We start from the raw sequence: 24732 nt of genomic DNA, 5'->3' as shown, positions 1-24732 counted from the left end.
TACGTCCACGATTTCAGGCACTTGGCGAATTTCCACAAGGAAAACGCTGAGCGCTTTTGCCAGACTCTCCGTAAAGCCGGACACGCATGAAAAACGATAAAGGGACGATTTCCGTCAGCATGGTCGAGGAAGCGCTCGCGCTGGCGCGCTCGCGCGGCCTCGACGCGCTGCCGCTTGCCGAAGCCGCCGGCATCGCGGCGCCGATGCTGGCGTCGCAGAAAAGCCGGGTGTCGTCGGCGCAATACGGCGCGCTGTGGGCGGCGATTGCGCGCGCGATGGACGACGAGTTCTTCGGCCAGGATTCGCATCGCATGAAAAGCGGCAGCTTCATCGCCATGACGCAGACGGCGCTCACCGCGCGCAATGGCGCCCAGGCGCTGGCACGCGCGGTCGGTTTCATGCGCCTGGTGCTGGACGATCTCGGCGTGCGGACCGAAACGGACGCGCAGCGCGTGCGCCTGCGCTTCGTGGAAAACGCCGGCGCGCCGCCGGCCATGTTCGCCTACGCGACCTACTTCATCCTCGTGTATGGGCTGTTGTGCTGGCTGGTCGGGCGGCGCATTCCGTTGCTCGAGGCGCGCTTTCGCTGCACCGAGCCGCCCGCCGCGCACGAGTACCGGCTGATGTTCTGCGATCAGATGAGCTTCGATCAGGCCGAGTCGTACGTGGACCTCGCGCCGGCGTTTCTCGACCTGCCCGTGATTCAGACGACCAAATCGGTCAAGCCCTTCCTGCGCGATGCGCCCGGCAGCTTCATCGTCAAGTACCGCAATCCCGGCTCGCTCGCGGCGCGCGTGCGCAAGATGCTGCGCGCGATGCCGATGGCCGGCTGGCCCGCCGCCGATCAGATGGCCGATCGCCTGCACGTCGCCGAGGCCACCATGCGGCGGCGTTTGAAACAGGAAGGCTATACGTATCAGTCGATCAAGGACGACCTGCGGCGCGACATCGCGATCGGCGAACTGCAGGACACCGACCGCACCATCGCAGACATCGCGACCTCGGTGGGCTTTGCCGAACCGAGCGCGTTTCATCGCGCGTTTCGCAAGTGGACCGGCATGCGGCCGACCGATTACCGTCCGGCGCGCGCGGATTTCACGCGCCGGGCGGAATCGGACTAAGCTGTAAGGAGCAGGCCAGCCTTCTTTTGGGGTATCGGCCCGCGCCGGTCGATACGCCCTGACCGCGCGCGGCAGCCGTCAGCGATGAGCACGTATCCACGTCTCCCGTTCCGGCAGTCTGGCTCGCGCATGTCGCTTATCCGTGGCGATGTCGTGGGCCGGTTGATGCGCGGCATGACCGTGCTCGGCGTGCTTTTGACGTTTGGATTCGCGTCATGCGAATTGAATGTCGCTAATGTCCCACTTCGCGCCGCCGTCGCCCCCAACAGCGTCGTCGTCATTCCCGTGAACGGGGCGATCAGTCCGGCCAGCGCCGACTTCATCGTGCGCAGTCTGCAGCATGCCGCTGACGATCGCGCGCAGCTCGCCGTGCTGCAACTCGATACGCCGGGCGGGCTCGATACGTCGATGCGGCAGATCATCAAGGCGATTCTCGCCTCGCCCGTGCCGGTCGCCACGTTCATTGCCCCGAGTGGCGCGCGTGCGGCGAGCGCCGGCACGTATATCGTCTATGCGAGCCACATCGCGGCGATGGCGCCGGGCACCAACCTCGGCGCGGCGACGCCGATCCAGATGGGCATTGGCGGCGCCGAGCCGCCGGGGGGCGGCGGAACGCCGGGCTTGCCCGGCATTGGCGGCGGTGGCAGCGGCGGGTCGGCAAAACCCGCGGCATCCGCGCCCACCGGCTCCGCCAGCGCCCTGCCGCTCGACACCCAGTCGACTGAACTGCGCAAGCAGGTCCACGATGCCGCCGCCTATATTCGCGGCCTCGCCCAGATGCGCGGGCGCAACACCGACTGGGCCGAGCGTGCGGTCCGCGAAGCCGTGAGCCTGTCGGCGGCGGACGCGCTCGCACAGCACGTCGTCGATCTGAATGCGCGCGATGTGCCCGACCTGCTGCGCCAACTGGACGGCCGGGCGATCGTCACGAGCGCGGGCAACGTCAAGCTCAATACGGCCAACGCCCCGATCGTCACGCTCGAAGCCGACTGGCGCAGCCATTTCCTCGCCGTGATCACCGATCCCAACGTCGCGCTGATCCTGCTGATGATCGGCATGTACGGCCTGTTCTTCGAATTCGCCAATCCGGGCTTCGTGCTGCCCGGCGTGGTCGGCGCGATCAGCCTGCTGCTCGGCCTCTTCGCCATGCAGATGATGCCGATCAACTACGTCGGCCTCGGTCTGATCTTTCTCGGCATTGCGTTCCTGATCGGCGAGGCGTTTCTGCCGACCTTCGGCTCGCTCGGCTTCGGCGGCGTGGTCGCGTTCGTGATCGGCGCGCTGATGCTGATCGATACCGACGTGCCCGGCTACGGCATCCCTCTGCCGATGATCGCCGCCGTGGCCGTGTTCAGCGTGGTGTTCGTGCTGGGCGTATCGCGACTCGCGCTGCACGCGCGACGGCGTCCGGTGGTGACGGGTTCGGAAGCGCTGATCGGCAGCGTCGGCGTGGTGCTCGACGGCGGCCTTTCGCCGGCGGACCTCACCGCGGACGGCGCGCTGGGCGGTTGGGCACAAGTGCACGGGGAACGCTGGCGGGTGTCCAGCACGGCCCCGGTTGCGGCGGGTCATGCGGTGCGCGTTACGGCGCGGCGCGGCCTGACGTTGACCGTGGTGCCCGCGGAAGCACGACAACAAGGAGAAAGCTCATGATCGGTTTCACATTCGGCTTCAGCAGCATTCTGATTCTGCTGGTGGCCGCGCTGATTGCCTCATCGATACGGATTTTTCGGGAGTACGAACGCGGCGTCGTGTTCATGCTTGGGCGCTTCTGGAAGGTCAAGGGGCCGGGCCTCGTGCTGATCATTCCGATCGTGCAGCAGGCCGTGCGCATGGACCTGCGCACCGTCGTGTTCGACGTGCCGCCGCAAGACGTGATCACGCGCGACAACGTCTCGGTGAAGGTCAACGCGGTGGTGTATTTCCGCGTGGTCGATCCGGAGAAAGCGGTGATCCAGGTGGCGCGTTACTTCGAAGCGACCAGCCAGTTATCGCAAACGACGCTGCGCGCGGTGCTCGGCAAGCACGAACTCGACGAACTGCTGGCGGATCGCGAGCAATTGAACGCCGATATCCAGAAAGTGCTCGACGCGCAGACCGACGCATGGGGCATCAAGGTATCGATCGTGGAAATCAAGCACGTGGATATCAACGAAACGATGATCCGCGCGATTGCCCGTCAGGCCGAAGCCGAGCGCGAGCGGCGCGCCAAGGTGATTCACGCGGAAGGCGAATTGCAGGCGTCGCAGCATCTGTTGGAAGCGGCGCAGACGCTCTCGCGCCAGCCCCAGGCGATGCAGTTGCGCTACCTGCAAACGCTCACGACGATTGCCGCCGACAAGAATTCGACAATTGTTTTTCCGCTGCCGATCGACCTGCTGAGCGCCGTGTTGGACCGTTTCAGCAAACCGTCGCCGCCCTGAGTCGCAGGATCATTCAGCCCGGTTTGATTCGCTGGGCGAAATGGTGCATTGCCTTCAATCGCCTTACTCGAAATGCATATGAAAACTAGAATACCGCTGTCGTTTTTAACCGCTCCATAGGAGCTCGTCATGAAAATCGTTTCTCGAGTTGGACTCGGCGCGCTGTTGGCCGCCGTGAGCATGAGCACCGCGTTTGCGCAGACTTCGGCGCGGCCCTACGATCCGTCGGCGCCGAAAACGCGTGCCCAGGTGAAGGCCGATCTGGCCGACTGGCGTGCCGCCGGCTACGATCCGCTCGACTGGATCGACTACCCGGAGAATGCGCAACGCGCCGGCCGTATCGTCGCGCAACGGCGGGCGCAGGGATCGGGTGGAACGATGGCGCAGTAAGCGCCAGTAGCCGCGTGGCATGCGGGGCTGCCTGCGACTGCAACGGTCGCGGGCGCTTTTAGCCCCACATGCCTTTCCTGCTTTCCACTTTCCACTTTCCGCTTTCCACTTTCCACTTTCCACTTTCCGCTTTCCGCTTTCCGCTTTCCGCTTTCCGCTTTCCTGCTTTCCTGCTTTCCTGCTTTCCCGCTTTCCCGCTTCCCGCTTCCCGCTTCCCGCTTCCCGCTTCCCGCAACATCGTAAATTCGCTTGCCGCGCCGCCCCGCGCGCTGGCAAGGTATCATCTCGCCCCTTCGACAACCCGCCGCCGGAATCCGAACCATGTCAATCTGGGTTGACGCCGACGCCTGTCCGGCCGTGATCAAGGACATGCTGTACCGTGCCGCGCGCCGCACCGGCATGAGGCTGACGCTGGTCGCCAATTCGTTTCTGCGCGTGCCGCCGTCGCCGTTGATCCGCGCGATCCAGGTGCCGGCCGGCTTCGACGCCGCCGACGACCTCATCGCCGAACGTGTCGCCGCCGGCGATCTCGTGATCACCGCCGACATCCCACTCGCCGCCGCCGTGCTGGCCAAAAACGCCCAGGCGCTCGATCCGCGCGGCAACTGGTACACGCCCGGCACCATCGAAGAACGGCTGCGCATGCGGTCGATGCTCGACCAGTTGCGCAGCAGCGGCGTCGATACCGGCGGCCCTTCTGCCTTCAGCCAACGCGACAGTAAGAGCTTCGCGGGCGAACTGGATCGCTGGCTGGCGCGCCAACGGCCGCAGCCTGATGCATCGGCGCCACAATCTCCCGACGAACCGCCCGCCGAATGAGCGTTTACACGGCCGCTCAGCCGCACAATGCGGCACACCGCCGCCAATCCTGACTACAATCCGCCCGTGACCGAGCGCCCGCAGCCCCGGCGACGCGGCGCCTCACCGCCCAACCACAAGAAACGCTTTCTGAACGACGAGAGACCCGCCTCATGGACTCCATAAAACGCTACTTCGGCTTCGAAGCCGCCGGCACCAACCTGCGCACCGAAGTGCTCGCCGGACTGACCACCTTCCTGACGATGGCCTACATCATCTTCGTCAACCCGGCGATTCTCGGCGACGCCGGCATGCCGAAGGACGCGGTGTTCGTCGCGACCTGCATCGTGGCCGCGCTCGCGTCATTGATCATGGGTCTCTACGCGAACTATCCGATCGCGCTCGCGCCGGGCATGGGGCTGAACGCGTACTTCGCGTACACCGTCGTGAAAGGCATGGGCTTCACCTGGCAGGCCGCGCTCGGCGCGGTGTTCATTTCCGGCTGCCTGTTCCTGATCGTCACGCTGTTTCGCGTGCGTGAGGTGATCGTCAACGGCATTCCGCATTCGATACGCATTGCCATCACCGGCGGTATCGGCCTCTTTCTCGCGATCATTTCGCTGAAGTCGGCCGGCGTGGTGGTCGGCAGTCCGGCCACGCTCGTGACGCTTGGCGATCTGCACAACCCGCACGTGATTCTCGCGGTGATCGGTTTCTTCGCGATCGTGACGCTGGATCATCTGCGGGTGCGCGGCTCGATCCTGATCGGGATTGTCGGCGTGACGGTGTTGAGCTTTTTCTTCGGCGGCAATCAGTTCCACGGCATCGTCTCCGCGCCGCCGTCCATCTCGCCGACGCTGTTCCAGCTCGACATTCGCGGCGCGCTGTCGGGCGGCGTGCTGAACGTGATCCTCGTGTTCTTCCTCGTCGAGCTGTTCGATGCGACCGGCACGCTGATGGGCGTTGCCAATCGCGCCGGGCTGCTGGTGGAAGGCAAGATGCACCGCCTGAACCGCGCACTGCTTGCGGACAGCACGGCCATTCTGGCCGGCTCGATGCTGGGCACTTCGTCGACCACCGCGTACATTGAAAGCGCGTCGGGCGTGCAAGCCGGCGGACGTACGGGCGTGACGGCCATCACCGTGGCCGTGCTGTTCCTCGCGGCGCTCTTTTTCGCGCCGCTGGCGGGTGTGGTGCCCGGCTATGCGACGGCGCCGGCGCTGCTGTACGTGTCGTGCCTGATGCTGCGCGAAATGCTCGACCTGCCGTGGGACGACGCCACCGAAGTCGTGCCGGCCGCGCTCACCGCGCTGCTGATGCCCTTCACCTATTCGATCGCCAATGGCGTCGCGTTCGGCTTCATCTCATATGCGGGCCTGAAGCTGTTGACCGGCCAGGCGCGCAAGGTGAAGCTGGTGGTATGGATCATCGCGGCGATTTTCCTGTTCCGCTATTTCTATCTCGGCAGCGAATAGGCACGGCGCGGACGCTCGTCGGCCAAACCCGGGTCTGGATCAACGACGGTTTTATTCGCGGTGCCCATTCCGGTCGGGCACCGTTTATCATCTGACGATTAATAAAACGATCGACCTGGACACGGGAGTCCCCTACATGTCTTACAGCCGCACCTCGGACCGCTATACGGCGCCCGCCATTTTCTTTCACTGGGCCATGTTTCTGCTGATCGCGCTGGCTTATCTGGCGATCGAGATTCGCGGGCCCAAGGGCAGCGACAGCCGCGCGTTCTGGAGCAGCGTGCATTTCTGGTGCGGCACGCTGGTGCTGGGGCTGGCCTGTTTGCGTCTGCTCTGGCGACTGTGGGTCGGCGCGCCCGCCGAAGTCGACAGCAACCGGCTGCTCGCCTTTCTGGCGCGGGCCGCGCATCTCGCCTTGTACATTTTCATCTTCGTCCAGCCGCTGCTCGGCATCCTGATGATCAACACCGGTGGGCATCCGGTCACGCTGGCGTGGGTCAACATCGATTACACGCTGGTCGGCGCCGATCCCGTCGCGCGGCCATTGCTCAAGACCGTGCATGAGTGGCTCGGCAATGCGTTCTACTGGGTGATCGGCTTGCACGCGCTGGCCGCGATCGCGCATCACGTGGTGTTGAAAGATCGGACGCTGCGGCGGATGATTTGAGCGCACTCGCGCGCAAGTTGGGACGCCGGCGGCACGGCTGGCCGCGGACGGTTTGAATGATCGATGCCGCGCGTGGGTTTCCTCGCCTTCTGCTTCTTGCGCGGCTTTCCTGCTTGCGGCGTTGACCGACAGGACGTCGGAAACGCCTTCAGTCAATTACGCCAATTGGCTTCGTAGAAGCGCACATAGCCGCTTCTCAGCACGAGACATTGCGCTCTCGTTTCCGATATCAGGCGTCGCGTGGCCGCTTCGATCCTGGCGCGGTGCGCGTCGAATGCGCCGACCATGTCCTCCAGACGCGGCGATGCGGCGCCGTAGTGGTCTTCCAGTGCCTCCGCCGTGATCATGCATTCCACCCTCTGCCCATCGACCATCGCCGGGAACGCCAAGGTGAGTTCGCGACCTGAATATTCAGGAGTTTCATTCGGGAATAGGATCTGCATGGGTGTTCACCTGGAAGGTAGGTGCTGCGCATGGTGTAGCCTGGTAGTGCGCAAGCCGGTTGCGTCTGATCGCGTCGCTCGCCCACAACCTCCTTGTCCAATGCTGACGACGCGGGCTCGTCACCTGATTGCGGCGGCGGAATAGTTCGCGGCCCGCGGAGGTGATTTGATTCACTTTAGACGAGTTCGGCCACGGCGCAAGTTTTCCTTTTTGTTTGCCTGATTTTGGTGCCCCGCGCGTTTTTTTGAGGCATGCGGCGCCGCACGGCCTCCGTTTTTTCCCTGCCGTGCGCCGCGCGATTCGTCCTGTAATATCGGTGTTCGGCCGTGGGCGCGCATGTTGCGCTGCGGCATCGAGCGGAGGGCAACGTACCCGCCGTGTCCGTTTCACCGGAGACATGTCTTGACCCAACGTTCCGCCACGCCGCCCACTGTGGGTCGGCCCGATGTCATCGCGCAAGCTCACGCCCGCTCGCTCGAAATCGGCCTGCGCGCGTCGGAGACGCCGGACTTTCATCCGCTGCCCCGGCCTGCGCTGCGTGAGCTCGTCGATCGCAATCAATCGCTGTTCACGCATGCGCTTCCCGTCATGGAGACGCTGCATGCGCAGATCGTCGATACGCAAAGCATGGTGCTGCTCACCGACAATCACGGCGTGATCCTGCACAGTCTCGGCGACAGCGACTTCGTCGAGAAGGCCAATCGCGTCGCGCTGTGTACGGGTGTGTCGTGGGCCGAAGCGGATCGCGGCACCAATGCGATCGGCACCGCGCTCGTCGATGGCCAGCCGACCGTCGTGCACGCCGGCGAACACTTCCTGCACGCCAACCGGATTCTCACGTGCTCGTGCGCGCCGATTGCCGATCCGTTCGGGCGCACTATCGGCGCGCTCGACGTGAGCGGCGATACACGCGGCTTTCATAAGCACACGCTCGCGCTGGTGAGGATGTCGGCGCAGATGATCGAAAATCATCTGTTCTCCAATCAATTCGTCGACGCGATTCGCGTGCACTTTCACGCGCGCGCGGAATTCATCGGCACCCTGTTCGAAGGGCTCGCGGCGTTCGCGCCGGACGGCACGTTTCTGTCGGCTAATCGCAGCGCGCTGTTTCAATTCGGGCAGCCGCTCGCCGAGCTGCAACGGCAACCGTTCGATGCGCTGTTCGGCGTGGCCTTCGCGAGGCTGTTGCAGCAGATCGCGCGCGCACCCGGCGAGAGCATTCTGTTGACGCTGCCGAGCGGCGTGCGCGTGGTGGCGCGCGGCGAATATACGCTGCCACGCTACGTCGGACCGACGGAGAGCTTCGCCGGCACTTCGCGCGCGCCATTGTCCGGCGAGGCGCGTCATGCGCCGCGCTGCATCGATCCCGCGCCGCTAGCCACGCTTGAAACGCTCGACACCGGCGACGCGCAAATCGCCGCGATTCTGCGGCGTGTCGCCAAACTGCGGGGCCGCGATATTCCGATCCTCGTGCTCGGCAAGACCGGCACCGGCAAGGAGTGGCTGGCGCGCGCCATCCATCACGATTCGCCGCGCCGGGCCGCGCCGTTTATCGCCCTGAATTGCGCGTCGTTGCCGGATACGCTGATCGAGGCGGAGTTGTTCGGCTACGAAGACGGCGCGTTCACCGGCGCGAAGAAACGCGGCAGCATCGGCAAGATCGTGCAGGCCGACGGCGGCACACTGTTCCTCGATGAAATCGGCGACATGCCGCTCGCCCAGCAAGTGCGTCTGATGCGCGTGCTGCAGGAGCGCAACGTCGTGCCGCTCGGCGGAACCCGGGCGATTCCGGTGGATTTGCGCATCGTCTGCGCGACCCACCGCAACCTGCGCGCGATGATCGAAGCCGGCACGTTCCGCGAAGACCTGTACTACCGGATCAATGGACTCGTCCTGACCTTGCCGACGCTGCGCGAGCGCACGGATCTTCGTGTGCTCGTCACGCGCATACTGGAATTGCAAGCCGACGGCGAACGCCTGCCGCGGCGCGTCTCCGCCGAAGTGCTCGAACAATTCGCGCAATGCCGCTGGCCGGGCAATCTGCGGCAACTGGCCAACGTGTTGCGCACCGCGAGCATCATGGCCGAAGGCGCGGAACAGATCGAACTCGACGATTTGCCCGAGGACTTCTTGCAGGATTGCGTCGACATCGCGGCTGAGCCACGAGTGAAATCACTGGCAGCGCTTGCGGGCTCAGAATCCTGCGATGAGGTCCGCGCCGCGGCGCAAGCGCAGGGGCAGCCGGCGTCCAGCAAGATGGAGGCATGGCAGGCCACGCTGATCGCGCAAACGCTCGAACGGCTCGACGGCAATGTGTCGGCGGCGGCACGCGAGCTGGGATTGGCGCGCAATACGGTGTACCGCTATTTGCGACGCAACGGCACGACTCATTGAAGATGCAACGTGTAAAGTGTGGCGCAATCCGTCACAGATTCACACGATGTCCGACTCTACCCGCCCGCCTCTCGTTCGCGTCGAGCCGCTCGGCCACACCTTCGAAGCGCCCGATTCGCTCACGATTCTCGAAGCCGCCGGCTTTGCGAATCTGCGCTTGCCGCGCTCGTGCCGTAATGGGACGTGCCGCACGTGTCTGTGCAAAATGACTGCAGGACGAGTGCGCTACACGATCGAATGGCCCGGGCTCAGCCGGGAAGAAAAACAGGAAGGCTATATTCTGCCGTGCGTAGCGATCGCGGAATCCGATGTGGTGATCGAAGCGCCGGATGCGGTCGAATTGCCGCCGCTCAAGTGAAGCGCGGCGCGCATCGCCGGCCTTAACGCCCGTTACCCATCGCCCGGGCGATTTTCTTGTCGGTGTTGTACTGGCTCAGCGCGTACACCGACCAGATCGCTGCCGGAATCCAGCCGATCAGCGTGATCTGCAGGATCAGGCAGATGATGCCCGCGAACGGGCGCCCGATCGTGAAGAACTGGAACCACGGCAGAATGATGGCAAGCAGTAGCCGCATGCAGATTTCCCTTTGTTGATAATGGCTAGTTGATCGGTGCGAAGCGCGGCACCTTGGCGCCGTCGACTTCGACCAGTTCGAAAAATACCGAGGCTGGACGCGTCCAGATCGTACCATCGCTGGCTTTGTAGACGATCATCGTGACCGTCGGATCCGGCTCGAGCGTGGCCTCGCAAACCAGTTCGTAAATCCCGCCTTTGTAGTGCCGGTAACGCACCATGCTTATCCTCCCTGAATTGACCAATCTCGGCGATTCAGCGACGGTCGAACCGTCAGCCGCCCTCTTTCATCTGCTTCAGAATCTTGTAGACGGTGGCGCGTCCCATCGTCAGCACGGCGGCCACGTAGTTCGCGGAACTGCGGCCGCGAAACGCGCCTTGTGCGTGCAGTGCCTCGACGATTTCCCGCTTGTGTTCGCGCGTGAGCGCATTGATGCCGATCTGGCGTTCGCGCAGCCACGTATGCAGGTATGTGTTGATGCGGTCCTGCCAGTCGTCGCGGAACAGTTCCTCCGCGGGCGCGTCCGTCAGATTGCCGCCCTTGATGAACAGATCGAGCGTGGAGCGCACATCTTCGAACACCGCGATATTGAAGTTGATGCACAGCATGCCGGCCGGCTTGCCGTCGTCGTCGAACAGGATGTTGCTCACGCAACGCATGCGCCGGCCGTCCCAGTTGAGCTTCTCGTACGGTCCGATGGTCTGGCCGCGCGCCGCGTAATGGACTTCGTCCAGCACCGACGGCCCGCCGACTTCGAGCTTCGACAGGTTGTTCACGAGGTACGCGATGGTCTGATCGCGCAGGTCGTGAATCACCACTTCGGCGCACGGATAGAAAAGCGCCGCGATGCCGTCGGCGATGGGAGCGTAGCGCTCGAGCAGCAGGTCTTTCACAGGAGACACGTTTGGGTTGCGCATGGGGTCGCAGTGTTCGAAGGATGCGGCAACTCGCCATTGTAGCCACCCGGCCCGGCCACGGCGACCGTGGCGCCGGCCACGCCGTCAAAAAAAGCAAACGCTGACGCCCTTCGTCATGCGGCGATTTTTGTCCGCTTGGCGAGCGATTTTTTTTCGTGCGATAAAAGACCCATCTATTTGACGGAGCAACAGATGGCCACGCTTGAAGCGTTTCGCGCCGTGCTCGATGACGAAGGCACGCCGGAAATCATCCGCAATCACATCATCGATTCGCTGCAATACACGCTGCGCAATCATGGACAGATCTTCACGTCGAAGGAAGTCGAATGGCTGGCCGGCTGGGACGACGCCCGCATTCCGCTGGCGGCGTCGCGCGAGTTGCAAAAGCGCGTGAGCGAAACTTCCCGCTGAAACGCGAGTCTGTTGATCGTCCAGCGCCCGCGCCGTCATGGCGCAACCCCTCACCCGGCGTGCCGCTCATGCCCCGGCACGCCGTTCGCGACGATCGCGTCGCTCGCAAAGCCCCGCCGGCCGGGCGGTTTGTCCCTGCGTGGAACTTTTTGCTATCCAATTAGCCCTATTTAGTGCATCATATTGGAATAGCTGTATCCCGCATTCGCCGCATTCGCAATACCAGGCAACAACCGGCTTGATCAGGCAACACCGGGCAGTCTAAAACCGGCGTCTGCGCACCACCCCCGACTGTTCGACCGCCTGTCGGCGATCCCGTCACCCCGGCAATGCGTCGCATGCATTCGCCGTCGCGAGTTGTGCAGCTGAGTGTTCAGCTTTACGCGCCCGATGTCCGCGCGACATCAGCGTGTTTCTTCTCCATCGAATCCGCGATTTTGCGCGGCCGCGCTCAAGCCCTTGCGATCGGGCCTGTGCCAACCTTTTTCCATGGCGGCGCGCCCCAAGGTGCTGCGCTGCCCGGCCTGTCGTGCCGCGCGTAACACGCGTGACACGCCGGCCACGTATTACAGGACACGTGCTTCATGAATTCAGTTGTCAAGACGTACAAGGGTTATGAAATTCACCCGCTCGTCTATCCGCGCCGCCCGGCGGACGGTCAGACGAGCCGCAATCCGGACGCCGGCTACGACGCGTCGGTGCGCATCTGCCGCGTGGGCGCCAATCCGGCCGCCGACGGGCGTGTGTTCCGTCTGCAGTACCTGTTTCCGTTCGACGGCACGGGCAAGGCGCGCATTGCGTGCATGGCCCACGCCGAGCAATTGATCGACGGCCGTGTAGACGGTCAGTCCGTCGCCGATCTTTGAGCGGTACTATCAGCGCATAGGCTGATGCCGCAGGACGGCGGGCTCGAAAAGCCCGCTTTTGCCCCCATCTGATGTTGTGCTGCCCGGCGTGGGCGACCAACACCCCTTATCCCATCGACCAGGAGTTATGCATGGCGAAAGAAGAACTGCTTGAACTTGACGGTATCGTCGACGAAGTACTTCCGGACAGCCGTTACCGCGTGACGCTCGACAACGGCGTCGTGGTTGGCGCTTACGCGTCCGGACGCATGCGCAAGAACCACATCCGTATTCTCGCGGGCGACCGCGTGACGCTGGAACTGTCGGTCTACGATCTGACCAAAGGCCGGATCAATTTCCGTCACAAAGACGAGCGCGCCACCGGTGGCGGCGGTGCTCGCAACACGCAATTCCGTCGCCGTTAAGGCTGGCGGCACGCTGACCGCGCCGCGCACGGTCCTGGCGTGATCCATTGCGATTAAGTTGTACGCGAAGCCATTCGCGCGCCTTCTCCGGCTTGACTCGTTGACTCGAGCCTGAGCGGCGCGCTGCGGCATCGCTTCGTTGCAGCCTGGTTTTGCCCGATTCGCTTTAGCGCCTGGCCCTTTCTGTTGCCAGCGTGCGTTTCACACGCCTTCCTCGCTTCCTGCATACACGTGCTTAAAGCCCGAACACCGTCCCGAGATCCTCGCCGACGGCGCTTTTGCGCACCTGCTCGACTACCCGCTCCTCCAATTCCGCCAGATGCTCGCGCATAGCCGACAGTGCAACGTCGAGATCGCCCGCGTCGAGGGCGTCGATGATTTGCGTGTGTTCGTCCGCGGAGCAGGTCGAACCCTTCGACGGGTCGAACAGCGCTTTATACAACTCGGTTTTGGCGACCAGTTGCCCGACCAGCCCGAGCAACTCCGTGCCGCCCGCCAACTCCGTCAGCAGCACGTGGAACTGGCCCGCAAGACGCACGGACTCTTCGACGGCGCCCGCGCTCAACGCCTTCTCTTCGCTGCGCACATGCGCGCGCAAGCGCCGCTTGTGCTGCGCGCTCAACGCCCCGCACAAAGCCGCGACAATGCCCGCCTCGACGATCTGCCGCGCGCGATACACCTGGCGAATGTCCTCTTCCGACGGCGACGGCACGAACGCACCGCGATTCGCCTCCAGCACGAGCTTGCCCTCGAAGCCCAGCCGCGCCAGCACCTTGCGCAGCGCGCCGCGCGTGCAGCCGAACGCGGCAGCAAGATCGCGTTCGACGAGTTGCGCGCCCGGCCGCAGGCGCCCCTGCAACAGCGCGGCGGTAATGGACGCGTAAATACGCTCTTCGACGCTGATCGAATCGTCGTCGCGTGCAGCTTGAATGGGCGTTTCCGTGTCGGCAGACGACGGACGCCGGGGACGTGGAGCCATGAATTATGTAATCGGGAATGGAGCGATATCGGCTGGCATTCTAGCCGCGGCGGGCAGCCTGCGCCATCATCCACGGTTCGGGCAAGCAGATGCCCGTGTCGTGCTTGCGTTGAATCTTCTCCGCGCGAAGACGGTCGATGGACATCGCCAGTTTTCAACGTGAACGCCGAAGAGCCGCGGCGATGCTGCTGCGGCGGCACTTCGTGGTTTAAGTTGAAGAGATGCAGGTTTCCGGCTTTGCGGCAGACGTTCTACACGACGTGGGATCGTAAGGGCGTCGACCGTGCCGATGTGAAGACGTCTCAAACACGGCCGAAAGTCGCGCGCTTCTATTGTCCCGTGTTGAGCACAACCCTGAACCGTGCGGCGCCGCTCATCATCCGGTCGTAGGCCTCGGCAGCTCTCGTTAGCGGGAATTCTTCGATCATCGGTTTGATGCCCGATAGCGCGCTGAAGGCGAGCGTGTCCTGAGAATCCGCCGACGTGCCCGACGGCCAGCCTTGCACCGAGTTTCGCCCCATGATGAACTGCGCGATCGGCACCTCGACGGGCTCTTCGGAGAGTCCGACCATGATCAGCTTGCCGTTCAATCCGAGGCCGCCCACTACGGCGCTCATCGCTTTACCGCTCGTGACTGTGGCAAGAATCACGCGAGCGCCGCCCAAAGCCTGCAACGCCTCTGCGACGTTCACCGCCGTGCTGTCGATGTAGTGATGGGCGCCAAGCTCTTTCGCCAGACTTGCCTTGTCCTGCCCACGCGCGATGGCTACCGTGACAAATCCCATCTTTCGCGCGAACTGCACGCCGAGATGGCCAAGTCCGCCAATGCCCAGAACGGCGACCACGTCCCCGGCACGCGCGCCGCTGTTGCGCAGCGCGTTGAATGTCGTGATGCCCGCGCACAGAAGAGGGGCGGCATCGACATCGGAAAGATCATCCGGAATGCGCGCCAGTGCTTCGACCGGGGCCACCATGAACTCGGCATAGCCGCCGTCGTAGCTGATGCCAGGTACGAGTGCGCGCTGACACAGAACAAAATCGCCTCGACGGCAATGCTCGCACCGTCCGCAATGTCCGCCGTGCCAGCCGACGCCGACTCGCTGCCCCGCCTGCCATCCTTCAACGCCTGCGCCGACCTTGTCGATGACGCCTGCGATCTCGTGCCCGGGCACCCGCGGATATTCCAGGCCCGGCCACTGCCCTTCTTTCGTCAACGCGTCACTGTGGCAGATACCGCACGCCTGGATCTTGATGAGCACCTGTCCGGCACCGGGTTCCGGCACGTCCCGTTCAACGACCTCCAGGGGTCCGCCGGCCTTTGCCACCTGCACTGCCTTCATCGTCCGCATCGCTTTCCTCCTTGTGAAAGAGACGAACGCGAGTCGACCGAACCCGGTTCGCAGATTTGCCGCCGACGTCACCCTCCGGTCGAGCGCTCAGCTTACGCCATATTTTCGGCGGCGCGCCACGGCCTTGCCAATCTGGCGATGAGCGTTGACTCTGTTTCGCACGGGTCTTGCAAGCGGGATCATGGTGGCCGATGGAGCATGAGGCATGGCGTATGGTCACCGTTGGAGAAAGCCGCTTTCCAGGTCCGCGAACCGCGTCGAGTTCCAGGCTGTGGCCGTGGGGACGAGCATTCGACCGGATCACCGAGCGGGTCATGGAAGCGATGACCTCAGCCCCCGGCCCTCTTCGCGCTGTGGCCATACTTTTTTAGCGCCTCGATAACTCGCTCGCAATGGTCACCCTGCACTTCGATCACGCCATCCTTGACCGTTCCACCAGAACCGCAGGCCGTGCGCAACTGCTTGCCTAGCAACGCCAAGGCAAGAGGATCGAGCGCCAGCCCTTTAACGAGCGTCACGCTTTTCCCGCCCCGGCCCTTGGTCTCGCGACTCACTCGCACCACACCATCACCTACCGCTCGTGCCTTGGCGAGCGTCTTGCAGACACATTGCGCGAGCACCTGGCTGCATTCGGGACACATCCGTCCGCCATCGGTGGAATAAACAAGGCCGCCTTTTGAACTACTCTTCATGATTGGCTTACTCAAAGACACTTAAGTCGGAAATCACGACGAGTTTAGCAGGGGCTCCTGTACAGCCTCTCAATGTTTAACGCGCCGCCGCTCGCCACGCGGCGACGATTTCTCGTGTCCTGCCTTCTCCCGGCATCTCTACGGTGATTACACCGATGCAGTAGAGATAGTTGCGAATTCAGTGATAGCCGTCGTTGCCACCCGCTTCAATGACAAGCGCGCCCGGTTCGGTTTACTGGGCCACGGGCATCGCGAATTCGGCACCTTTGGCGATGCTGTCGGGCCAGCGCTGCATGACGCTCTTGTAGTGCGTGTAAAAGCGCACGGCTTCCTCGCCGTACGCGTGATGATCGCCGAACAACGATCGCTTCCAGCCCCCGAACGAATGCCACGCCGGCGGCACCGGACTCGGCACGTTGATGCCCACCATGCCGATGTGAATCTGCCTGGAGAATGTGCGCGCCGCGCCGCCATCGGAAGTAAAGAGCGATACGCAGTTTCCCAGTTCGTGCGCATTGACGAGTGCTATCGCACTCGCGAGATCCGGCACGCGGACAACCGACAGGACCGGCCCGAAAATCTCTTCCCGATAGATGCTCATCTCAGGCTTCACGCTGTCAAAGAGCGAGCCGCCGAGAAAGAAACCCTCTTCGTGGCCGGGCACGCGATGGCCGCGGCCATCGACGACGAGCCTGGCGCCCGCCGCGACGCCCGCATTGATATAGCCCAGCACCTTGGCGCGATGCGCGGCGCTGATGAGCGGCCCCATGTCCAGATCGGGCTCCATGCCGCCGCCGATCCTGAGCGAGCGCACGCGCGGCGCGAGACGCTCGACAAGCTCGTCGCCGATACGCCCTACCGCGACCGCGACCGAGGTCGCCATGCAGCGCTCGCCGGCCGAGCCATACGACGAGGCGATCAACGCATCGACCGCCTGATCGAGATCGGCGTCGGGCATGACGACCAGGTGGTTTTTCGCACTGCCCAACGCCTGCACGCGCTTGCCGCGCTTTGCGCTTTCGCTGTAGATGTATTGCGCGACCGGCGTCGAGCCGACGACCGATATCGCGGCCACGTCGGGGTGCTCGATCAGCGCATCGACGACCGACTTGTCGCCATGCACGACATTGAACACGCCGTTGGGAAAGCCCGCCTCGATGAACAGCTCGGCGAGCCGGATCGATGCCGACGGCGTGCGCTCCGAGGGCTTGAGCACGAACGTGTTGCCGCACGCGGCTGCCATCACGAACATCCAGCACGGCACCACCATCGGGAAATTGAACGGCGTGACGCCCGCGGCCACGCCGAGCGGCTGACGTAGATTCCAGTTGTCGATGCCGCCGCTGATCTGATCGGTGAAATCGGTCTTGAGCAGGTTCGGAATGCCACACGCGAATTCGACGATTTCGATACCGCGCACCACCTCGCCCTTCGCGTCCGAAAACAGCTTGCCGTGGTCGCGCGTAATGAGTTCGGCGAGTTCGTCCGAATGCGCCTCGAGCAGTTCCTTGAACTTGAACATCAAACGGGCGCGCTTGAGCGGCGCCGTTTCGCTCCAGGCCGGGAATGCGGCTTTCGCGGCGGCGACGGCGGCGGCGACTTCAGCTGCGTTTGCGACCGGCACGCGGGCCGCCACCCGGCCTTGCGCCGGATCGAATACGTCGTTGAACCGCCCGCTCGCGCCAGCGGCGCGTCGGCCGTCGATGAAATGACTCAGCTCGCGCACAGCGCCTTGATTTGCTTCGCTCATGTGTACTCCTATGGCGGGATGCGGGCGCTGCGCGCGCCACGCCTCCTCATGTCTTCGAACATGGGTCGTTCGGCTTCACTGTCGATCGGGCCGACGGCTCCGATAGAGGCCAATGTAGGCGCATTGATTCGGATTTCGAACACCCGCGTCCGACAAACAGTCTTGCGCAGCAGGAACAAATCGAAATTAGCGGGAAGGCTTGGCAAGCTGGAGTGAACGGTGATGTTCTGTGCAGTGCCGCCGCTAAAGGCGCGAAGTCGGATTGATGTGCGTATCTTCTCTCGACGTCGGCTTCACTTTTTGAACAGGGCGCGTTGATGCGTCCACTGTGTAACTCTATTTACTAGAGTCGAGAAGCGCCGGATATGCCTACGAGGCAATTATTAAATACCGCTACACGAGACTCGCCGGATGGTGGGCTCGGCACCAACAGCTGAAGAGGCCCTAACTGTTCACAAGTCGCCAACAGGCGATTCCTCATCAACGATGTGCAACAGCATGGAGAAACGTCATGATCAACCTTACCGTCAAAGACATCAGCGATTGTGCAGCGATGGACAGCGAGGCAATGTCCATAGTGTCCGGTGGCGCTGGACGCAAGACCGTTTCTGAGGCCATTGCCGACACGATCCGTTTGTTGAACGGGATTCGTGACGGCTCAACCACCATTGGGGATCACGGTGGAACCACCGTGGAACACGGACCCGACTGATTACGCTCGCCCCTGCGCGTCGCCGTTCGTCTGTCCGACGCGCACACTATTTCTCAAGTTTTAACCCTGACCTTCGCTTGACGCGCGCCCCAAATCGTTCAAAGCGACTGCAAGGCGAGCACGATGCCCGCACCCAAAGCGACAAGGAAGATTACCGCGCCTGTCGTCCGTCGACGATTAAGCCCGGTCCAGAGCACCACGCCGGTGAGTGAGAGCAGCACGAGGCTTCCCGCCATCGAGTCCGCCAGCAAAATCCAGCCTGCTCGCGCACCTTCGGCCCGATGCAAGCCTTCCAGCGTGTTGACGAGACCCTGATCGCGGCGTTCGATATCGATTGTGTTGCCGCCCTTCCAGTACTCCGCGCTGAGAAGGTAGCTCGGTGCGATGAAACGGATCTGCCAACGCTCGGGTTGCATCACGGACCGGTCCCCCCAGGTAACAGCGTGAGCAGGTTCACGGTTCGCCCGTTCCGCAGGACGGTCCAGCTTGAGTTCCGAGCGCAGCCAGTTCGCCATGTCGCGCGGAGACTGGGGAGCCGGATCGGGCACCTGCAAATGTATCTTCGACACGACCGGCGCGTCGCCAACGCGGATCTTCATGGTCGCCCGATGATTCTGCAGAAAACCCGTCACGCCGAAGAGCAGGCCAAGAACGGCGCCCCACAGTCCAATCCAGCCATGGATCCGCCGCAACCATTTGAGAAAGACGCCGCGACGGCTTGATGACCTGCCCTTTTGCGACAGCGGCTCGGCAGCTTCAGCGCGTGGCTCATTCATTTCGGTTACCTGAGTATTCATGGTCTGGTTCTCATTGTTTGCGTGGAGTCTAGAAATCGAGCGTCGAGGTCAATTCAAGTGTGCGTCCGAGACCCACGCCGAGCTGGTTGGAGCCGGCCGCGCTCCAGTACCGCTTGTTCGTGGCGTTCTCGAGGTTGGCCTGGAATGACACATGCTTGCCGTAGACCCGCGTCGAGTAACGCGCGCCTGCCGTAAAGAGCGTGTAGCCGCCAATGCTCGCCTGATCCGCGCTGTTGACCGGTCGCGAGCCGATGTAGTACACACCTGCGTTGACCGACAGCCCGGCGAGGACGGGAACCCGGTATTCGGCAAAAAGACTGGCGGTCACGTGTGGGGTGTTCTCGGGCGTCTTGCCGAGCAGCGTGGGGTCGGACGAATCGACCTGCTTTGCGTCGAGATAGACCGCGGACGCAGTCAGCGAAACATCCCGTGCCACATCGCCCTGTATGGAAAACTCGACGCCGCGATAGCGGGCGTTACCGTCCAGCACATAGACGTTGTCGCTGTTGACCTCCGCCGACGGCTGGCGCAGATTGAACAGCGCCAGAGACACGAGCGTATTGCCTGGAAGACGCGTACGCACGCCAACTTCTTCCTGGCGGCTAACGACCGCAGGCAGTATCTGATTGGCGTTATTCGCCGTCGCCGGAGCACTGCCGGCCGATTCCAGCGCCTCGACGTAGCTCGCGTAGACGCTCGTATTCGGCGTCAGGCGAAAGCTCACGCTGCCCGAGGGCGAAGTCCGGCTAATGTCCGAGTTCGGCGTACCGGCCTGCGACGTGATGTATTCCGAGCGACGCACGCCCGCCACCACTTGCAGTCGCGACGTGAGGTCGATCTGATCGAACGCGTAGACCCCGCTATTGCGGATATGCTGCGCAAAAAACTGCTTGGGTGTCCCGCTCGGCGTGAGCTTCGTGATTGGAACGGGATTGTAGAGGTTCTGGTTCGCCGTGAAGAAGTTCGTCGTGAAGTCCGGCTGGAATAGCCAGTTCTGCGTGACGCCGACTGTCAGTGTGTGGCCGATCGATCCTGTTTTGAAATCGCCGTTGACGTCCAGCCGAACGTTTTTGTTCTCGTACATCTGGCCGTTCTGCTGGCTCGCCTGCAGAGTGCCGGCCCCCGTGACGACGTTGTACTTCTGGAAGACCCATGCCCAACGGTCGCGACGCGTTATCGACTGGCCGAGAGAAAACGTCGCGCTCCAGTGGTCGGAGAACGCGTAGTCGGCGCGCAGCAATTGCGTGTTGGCGCTCGCGAGCGTGGGCTGACTGCCGCTGACGAGGAGCTTCGACGGATCAGGCAGGGCCGGAAGCGAGATGACACCGTTCTTCGGTGCCAGCGGCACGATACCCGCCTGCTCGACGATGCTCGTTTCGATATGCTCGAAGTCGTACTGGAGCTTGAGCTTGCTGTTCACGCGCCAGTCGAACGCCGCGCTGATGAACTTGCGGTAGCCGTGGTCACCGTCGATGGGCGTCTCGACGTGTTCATCCATTGCGTTCACTCGAATGCCGAACTGATCATCCGGCCCGAAGCGTCGCGCAATATCGGCGTGAGCACCATACGATCCATGCGAATCGCCGAGCAGCGAAATGCTGGTCACGGGTTCGGAGCCCGCCCGTTTGGTCACCATGTTGACGATGCCGGCGGGGACCGTGAAGCCGTAGTACAGCGCGGACGCGCCCTTCAATACTTCGACGCGCTCCTTGTCCTCCATCGGCATCCAGATGTTGTTGTCGATCGGGAGTACGCCGTTGAAGTAGAAGCTCGAGCGGTTATCGAGCGGAATGCCGCGAATCGAGATGTTGTCGTACGCAAGGCCGCTCAGTTGCTGGCGCGTCACGCCGGCAACGTTACGCAGCGCGTCGTAAAGGCCGGTATCGCCCTGAGCATCCATCACGCCTCGCGTGACGACGTTCACCGTGGCCGGCACGTCGAGTGCATCGAGTCCGCGATACGGGCCTGTTTCAACGGTCGTGGGAGCGAAGCCCTGCGCCTTCGTGCTTGTGACACGGACCGGGGCGAGTTGCTGCGGATCGGACGCCGCGGACGCCTCGCTGGTTGCATCGCCCGTTTCAGCGGCCTCGGCAAAGGCTGGCGAGCCGCCGATTATCCCCGCGGCCAGCAGTGCGTTAACCAGCAAACTTGTTGTGTCGAGCAATGAGACCTTGCTCGCGTTCCTGCGGCGAAACATATACCCCCCGATCAAGCGGACACCATCCCTTTCACCCATCAAGGCGAGGCGCTGGGTGTCGGCACGTTGCTTTCAAAAGGGCGCATGTTAATACGAATCGTTACTGTTTGCATTTATTCAAATTTTCGTCAATCTGACACATTCGGATTGCCCATCTGAAAATTACAATTTACTTTCGAAAATCAGGGCTGACGTGCCTGCCCGAGGACCGACTGTCATCTCTGCGAGACGCGCCGCGCGGTTCACTGCGACGCACGCGGCACTATCGATACATCCGTCGACGGCTCTTCGCCGTCGACGTGCGCGGACGTCACAAATTGTCCGGGACGCAGTCTTCGAGAAAGTCCGTGATCGCATCACGGCTCGGGCGGAGGCCCTTCAACTGAAGAACGGCACCCGCATTCCCCCGGTGATAAGTGCCATGCAGGCACACATGCAGAATGATTTCGCCTCGCCGCATGCGCGCCGGCTTTCCGCTAGTGAAGACGAAATCGACAGGCTGCTCGAAGTCGCTCTCCGTCAAACTGTCCACATACTCCGCATACCAGTCGTCGACTTTTCGCGCACTGTTTGCCAACGCCTGGAGCCTCGGCATGCTCTCCGATCGCGGCGCCTGAAACGGGTGCGAGAGTCCCTGCAAATGATGCTGAAAGATTCTGTCGACCACATGGATATGGTCGAGGATGCGAAGCATGATCGACGATTCCTCACTGCTCAGCCGGTCGAAATTCTGGCTGACAGCATCGTAGAGGCCGCGATCGGCCCACCGTTTGACGGCAACAAGTTTTGCATAGGGCTGATCTATCATAAGACGTCTCCTTTCAGCGTCGAGGGTTGCGATTCGCGTTCGATCCAGCGTGGCTTCAGCGTTGCCATTCGATTCGCGAGATGCATAATACGAGTGAAAACCCGTCCTTACCTACTCGCATTTGGAGCGCGAGAAATGGCGCGAAAACCGCTCACGAAACCCAGGAAACACGCGTCTCAAGGCAGATCGCGTGTCACTGTCGATGCCTTGATCGAAGCAACCGCTCGCATTCTGGTCAGGGACGGGTTCGACAAAGCCAGCACCAACCGTATCGCCGAAAGAGCGGGCGTGAGTGTTGGTTCGCTCTACCAATATTTCCCCGGCAAAGAGGCGCTCGTGAGCGCCGTCATGGAGCGCCATAGCCAGGAAGTCATGCAGGTCGTCCGTGGCGCGTTGGCAGAGGCGGCGGCACTGCCGATGGAGCAAGCGGTGCGCACGCTCGTCGCCGCGTCGATCGAGGCGCATCGGATCGATCCGCAGCTGCATCGCGTGCTCTCGGAACAGACTTCGCGCACCGGGCGGCTTGAAAACACCGCACTACTGAACGGGGAAACCTATGCGCTGTTCAGGACCTTCCTCGAGGCGCACCACGATGAATTTCGCGCACTCGACCTCGAGCTTGCGGCGTTTGTGTGCGTGACAACCATCGAGGCGCTGACGCATACAGCGGTCGTGCACCATTCCGAGAGTCTCTCGGACGAAGCGTTTGCAGCGCTCGTCGACGAGGCCACGCGGCTGATAGTCCGGTATCTGCAGTAGTCGCCGTGGTTGACGGAAGAGCAACGAGCACTCACGGAGAGTTTCCCGTGAGTGAGCGTCTCTTTTCCGGCTAACACATCGCCTCTCCTTCGCTCGCTCACCCACCTCGAACAAAAGCCAGAGCGACTCTCTGTCCGTTGAACGCACAACCCTCGCAAGTTGCCCGGATCTCGTCGCGCCCCACATCGTGAGCGGCGCAAGCTGAAGCTGCGCGCTAGCACTTCCACGAACACCTATTGCACTCGGCACGCAAAGCCGAGAACTGTCCCTATGCAGCGCGCTATACCGGACATTATGAAAATGGTTAACCATTTTTTGTTATTATGGTTGACCAAAACCGAGCCTTCGCAGGTTTTTTCACACCGCCCATCCCTCGCCACAGGACCATTGTGAATTCGCCCTCCAGCGCCAGCCCGCCCCGTACTCCCGCTCACCACGCCGCCACGGCGCTGAAGTGGCGGGACGTCGTGTGGCTGGCTGCGATCGTCGCGATCGGCATCAATCTGCGCCCGCTGCTCACGTCGATCAGCCCTTTGATGACGACGATCCGCGACGCAACTGGCCTCAGTTTCTACGGCGCGTCGTTGCTGACCAGCCTGCCGGTCGTCGCGATGGGCATCGGCGCATTCGGCGCGGGCGCGCTGACCCGCACGATCGGCGAAACACGCGGTGTCGTGCTCGGCTTGCTAGCGATCGCGCTGGCCTGCGCGGCACGGTGGACGGCGTCGAGCGGCACGGCACTGCTCGCCACCGCGTTGCTCGCGGGCGTGGGCGTCGCGGCGATCCAGGCGCTGCTGCCCGCCGTGATGAAGCAGCGCTTTCATGCGCGCGTGCCGCTTGCGATGGGCGTGTTCTCAGCGTCCATCATGGGCGGCGGCGGGATGGGCGCGAGTTTGAGTCCGTGGGTGAGCCGCGCGACGCAGTCGTGGCATGCGGGGCTCGCGGTGTGGGCGATTCCGGCTTGCATCGCGCTGGTCTGCTGGTGGGCATTGAACCGGCAGGCTTCTGCCAGCGGCGCCACGGCAAAGGCTGCTCCCGTCAACGGCGTTACCCTTTCGCTTTGGCGCACGCGGCGCGCGTGGACGCTCGGGCTCTACTTCGGCATCGTCAACGGCGGCTATACGAGTCTCGTTGCATGGTTGCCGGCGTTTTATCAGCAGCGCGGCGTGAGCGTCGCGGCAAGCGGTTCGCTGCTGGCGGGCATGACGGTGTTCCAGGCCACCGCCGCCCTGTTGCTGCCGCTCGCCGCGGCGTCGTTCCGGGATCGGCGGCCGTGGCTCACGCTCGGCCTCGCGGCGCAACTGTTCGGATTGCTTGGCTTGATCGTCTGGCCCGACGCGGCGCCCTTGCTATGGGTCGGCGTGGCAGGCGCGGGACTCGGCGGCACTTTTTCGTTGACGCTCGTGACCGCCATGGATCATTCGGCCGACCATCGCGTGGCCGGCAAGCTCGTCGCGTTCACCCAGGGCGTCGGTTTCATCGTGGCGGCTATTGCACCGATCGTGGCCGGCCTCGTGCGCGGCTGGAGCGGAAGCTTTGGTGTCGCGTGGATCATGCTGGCCGGCTGCGTCGTCGCAATGATCGCGGCGAGTTTTCTGTTCTCGCCCCGCAGTTACAGCGAATGGCGTCGATGAAGTAAGCGGCGCCGCCGTGCGCCGCTTCGGTGCATTGGCCTCGTGTGCCCCGCGGAGGTGCAGCCGCGGCGGCCCATGCAGCCGCTAAGTCCGTGATTGCTTTCGTTTCACCTTCGGGCGTATCGCCTGGCATAGCCGTTGCTTAATACGAGGCTAGCCGTCGATAAAGC

Annotated in this window: 26 protein-coding genes; 15 read left to right on the top strand and 11 right to left on the bottom strand. The window is 62.9% G+C overall.

What is annotated here, in order from left to right:
* Nucleotides 1-86 precede the first annotated feature (86 nt).
* The 7 genes from P0D73_RS17625 to P0D73_RS17595 all read left to right on the top strand — a co-directional run bounded on the left by P0D73_RS17625 (nt 87) and on the right by P0D73_RS17595 (nt 6874).
* A complete protein-coding gene (locus tag P0D73_RS17625) occupies nt 87-1121 on the top strand; it encodes an AraC family transcriptional regulator (RefSeq protein ID WP_408432285.1) in 1035 nt (344 codons plus the stop codon).
* An 84-nt stretch (nt 1122-1205) separates the two neighbouring features.
* Nucleotides 1206-2774 carry an NfeD family protein gene (locus P0D73_RS17620; protein ID WP_408314850.1) on the top strand — a complete coding sequence of 523 codons (1569 nt, stop codon included), beginning with the start codon at nt 1206-1208 and terminating at the stop codon, nt 2772-2774.
* On the top strand, nt 2771-3544 hold the full coding sequence (locus tag P0D73_RS17615; protein ID WP_132377452.1) for a slipin family protein: 774 nt from the start codon (nt 2771-2773) through the stop codon (nt 3542-3544). The genes P0D73_RS17620 and P0D73_RS17615 overlap by 4 nt, the downstream gene beginning before the upstream one ends.
* Nucleotides 3545-3673: 129 nt before the next feature.
* A complete protein-coding gene (locus P0D73_RS17610; protein ID WP_132377453.1) occupies nt 3674-3934 on the top strand; it encodes a DUF4148 domain-containing protein in 261 nt (86 codons plus the stop codon).
* Between the two features lie 321 nt (nt 3935-4255).
* A complete protein-coding gene (locus P0D73_RS17605) occupies nt 4256-4753 on the top strand; it encodes a YaiI/YqxD family protein (RefSeq protein ID WP_408314852.1) in 498 nt (165 codons plus the stop codon).
* A gap of 152 nt (nt 4754-4905) precedes the next feature.
* On the top strand, nt 4906-6207 hold the full coding sequence (locus P0D73_RS17600) for an NCS2 family permease (RefSeq protein ID WP_408178107.1): 1302 nt from the start codon (nt 4906-4908) through the stop codon (nt 6205-6207).
* Nucleotides 6208-6343: 136 nt separating this feature from the next.
* Nucleotides 6344-6874 (top strand): cytochrome b, encoded by a 531-nt coding sequence (locus P0D73_RS17595; RefSeq protein WP_408432283.1) that lies wholly within the window; start codon nt 6344-6346, stop codon nt 6872-6874.
* A 152-nt stretch (nt 6875-7026) separates the two neighbouring features.
* Here P0D73_RS17595 and P0D73_RS17590 read toward each other — a convergent pair whose 3' ends face one another.
* On the bottom strand, nt 7027-7317 hold the full coding sequence (locus tag P0D73_RS17590; RefSeq protein ID WP_132377457.1) for a DUF1488 family protein: 291 nt from the start codon (nt 7315-7317) through the stop codon (nt 7027-7029).
* Between the two features lie 403 nt (nt 7318-7720).
* Between P0D73_RS17590 and P0D73_RS17585 the strand changes: the two genes are divergently transcribed.
* Together P0D73_RS17585 and P0D73_RS17580 are read left to right on the top strand one after the other, a co-directional pair.
* Nucleotides 7721-9712: a sigma-54-dependent Fis family transcriptional regulator gene (locus P0D73_RS17585; RefSeq protein WP_408314854.1), complete on the top strand. Its 1992-nt coding sequence runs from the start codon at nt 7721-7723 to the stop codon at nt 9710-9712.
* Nucleotides 9713-9758: 46 nt separating this feature from the next.
* Nucleotides 9759-10070, top strand: a complete 312-nt coding sequence (locus P0D73_RS17580; RefSeq protein WP_132377459.1) for a 2Fe-2S iron-sulfur cluster-binding protein — start codon at nt 9759-9761, stop codon at nt 10068-10070.
* Nucleotides 10071-10092: 22 nt separating this feature from the next.
* On the opposite strand, the gene P0D73_RS17575 is transcribed toward P0D73_RS17580, so the two are convergent.
* From P0D73_RS17575 to P0D73_RS17565, 3 genes are read right to left on the bottom strand one after another with little or no spacing between them, the layout of a single operon-like run.
* Nucleotides 10093-10287, bottom strand: a complete 195-nt coding sequence (locus tag P0D73_RS17575) for a YqaE/Pmp3 family membrane protein (protein WP_028194701.1) — start codon at nt 10285-10287, stop codon at nt 10093-10095.
* Between the two features lie 25 nt (nt 10288-10312).
* Nucleotides 10313-10507, bottom strand: a complete 195-nt coding sequence (locus P0D73_RS17570; RefSeq protein ID WP_132377460.1) for a DUF1653 domain-containing protein — start codon at nt 10505-10507, stop codon at nt 10313-10315.
* Between the two features lie 52 nt (nt 10508-10559).
* Entirely contained in the window at nt 10560-11204 is a 645-nt protein-coding gene (locus tag P0D73_RS17565; protein WP_095421107.1) for a helix-turn-helix transcriptional regulator, read from the bottom strand.
* A gap of 192 nt (nt 11205-11396) precedes the next feature.
* On the opposite strand from P0D73_RS17565, the gene P0D73_RS17560 reads away from it, so the two are divergent.
* The 3 genes from P0D73_RS17560 (at nt 11397) to infA (ending at nt 12885) form a co-directional block, all read left to right on the top strand.
* Entirely contained in the window at nt 11397-11615 is a 219-nt protein-coding gene (locus P0D73_RS17560) for a hypothetical protein (RefSeq protein ID WP_132377461.1), read from the top strand.
* Between the two features lie 584 nt (nt 11616-12199).
* On the top strand, nt 12200-12481 hold the full coding sequence (locus P0D73_RS17555; RefSeq protein ID WP_035557986.1) for a hypothetical protein: 282 nt from the start codon (nt 12200-12202) through the stop codon (nt 12479-12481).
* Between the two features lie 131 nt (nt 12482-12612).
* The gene (gene infA, locus P0D73_RS17550; RefSeq protein ID WP_012427521.1) at nt 12613-12885 is read left to right on the top strand and encodes a translation initiation factor IF-1; all 273 of its coding nucleotides are present in this window, start codon (nt 12613-12615) and stop codon (nt 12883-12885) included.
* 235 nt (nt 12886-13120) lie between these two features.
* On the opposite strand, the gene P0D73_RS17545 is transcribed toward infA, so the two are convergent.
* The 4 genes from P0D73_RS17545 to P0D73_RS17530 all read right to left on the bottom strand — a co-directional run bounded on the left by P0D73_RS17545 (nt 13121) and on the right by P0D73_RS17530 (nt 17655).
* Nucleotides 13121-13864: a GntR family transcriptional regulator gene (locus P0D73_RS17545; protein WP_325326701.1), complete on the bottom strand. Its 744-nt coding sequence runs from the start codon at nt 13862-13864 to the stop codon at nt 13121-13123.
* 329 nt (nt 13865-14193) lie between these two features.
* Nucleotides 14194-15213, bottom strand: coding sequence for an alcohol dehydrogenase (locus tag P0D73_RS17540; protein ID WP_408432282.1), 1020 nt, complete (start codon nt 15211-15213; stop codon nt 14194-14196).
* 329 nt (nt 15214-15542) lie between these two features.
* A complete protein-coding gene (locus P0D73_RS17535) occupies nt 15543-15905 on the bottom strand; it encodes a translation initiation factor Sui1 (RefSeq protein ID WP_132377463.1) in 363 nt (120 codons plus the stop codon).
* A gap of 232 nt (nt 15906-16137) precedes the next feature.
* The gene (locus P0D73_RS17530) at nt 16138-17655 is read right to left on the bottom strand and encodes a CoA-acylating methylmalonate-semialdehyde dehydrogenase (RefSeq protein WP_408432280.1); all 1518 of its coding nucleotides are present in this window, start codon (nt 17653-17655) and stop codon (nt 16138-16140) included.
* A gap of 511 nt (nt 17656-18166) precedes the next feature.
* On the opposite strand from P0D73_RS17530, the gene P0D73_RS17525 reads away from it, so the two are divergent.
* Nucleotides 18167-18367 carry a hypothetical protein gene (locus P0D73_RS17525; RefSeq protein ID WP_408178112.1) on the top strand — a complete coding sequence of 67 codons (201 nt, stop codon included), beginning with the start codon at nt 18167-18169 and terminating at the stop codon, nt 18365-18367.
* 98 nt (nt 18368-18465) lie between these two features.
* Here the strand turns inward: P0D73_RS17525 and P0D73_RS17520 are convergent, their stop codons facing one another.
* The 3 genes from P0D73_RS17520 to P0D73_RS17510 form a co-directional block, all read right to left on the bottom strand.
* On the bottom strand, nt 18466-19164 hold the full coding sequence (locus P0D73_RS17520; protein ID WP_408178113.1) for a PepSY-associated TM helix domain-containing protein: 699 nt from the start codon (nt 19162-19164) through the stop codon (nt 18466-18468).
* Between the two features lie 28 nt (nt 19165-19192).
* Nucleotides 19193-21310, bottom strand: a complete 2118-nt coding sequence (locus P0D73_RS17515) for a TonB-dependent siderophore receptor (protein WP_408432278.1) — start codon at nt 21308-21310, stop codon at nt 19193-19195.
* A gap of 361 nt (nt 21311-21671) precedes the next feature.
* Nucleotides 21672-22169, bottom strand: a complete 498-nt coding sequence (locus P0D73_RS17510) for a DinB family protein (RefSeq protein WP_408178115.1) — start codon at nt 22167-22169, stop codon at nt 21672-21674.
* Between the two features lie 135 nt (nt 22170-22304).
* On the opposite strand from P0D73_RS17510, the gene P0D73_RS17505 reads away from it, so the two are divergent.
* Entirely contained in the window at nt 22305-22928 is a 624-nt protein-coding gene (locus P0D73_RS17505) for a TetR/AcrR family transcriptional regulator (protein ID WP_408285166.1), read from the top strand.
* A 389-nt stretch (nt 22929-23317) separates the two neighbouring features.
* Complete coding sequence (locus P0D73_RS17500) at nt 23318-24562, top strand: cyanate transporter (protein ID WP_408432275.1); 1245 nt, start codon at nt 23318-23320, stop codon at nt 24560-24562.
* Nucleotides 24563-24732 lie beyond the last annotated feature (170 nt).

The sequence above is a fragment of the Paraburkholderia sp. RL18-101-BIB-B genome (genome assembly GCF_046026985.1).
GTDB lineage: Bacteria > Pseudomonadota > Gammaproteobacteria > Burkholderiales > Burkholderiaceae > Paraburkholderia.
This window is presented reverse-complemented; position numbering and strand designations above follow the sequence as displayed.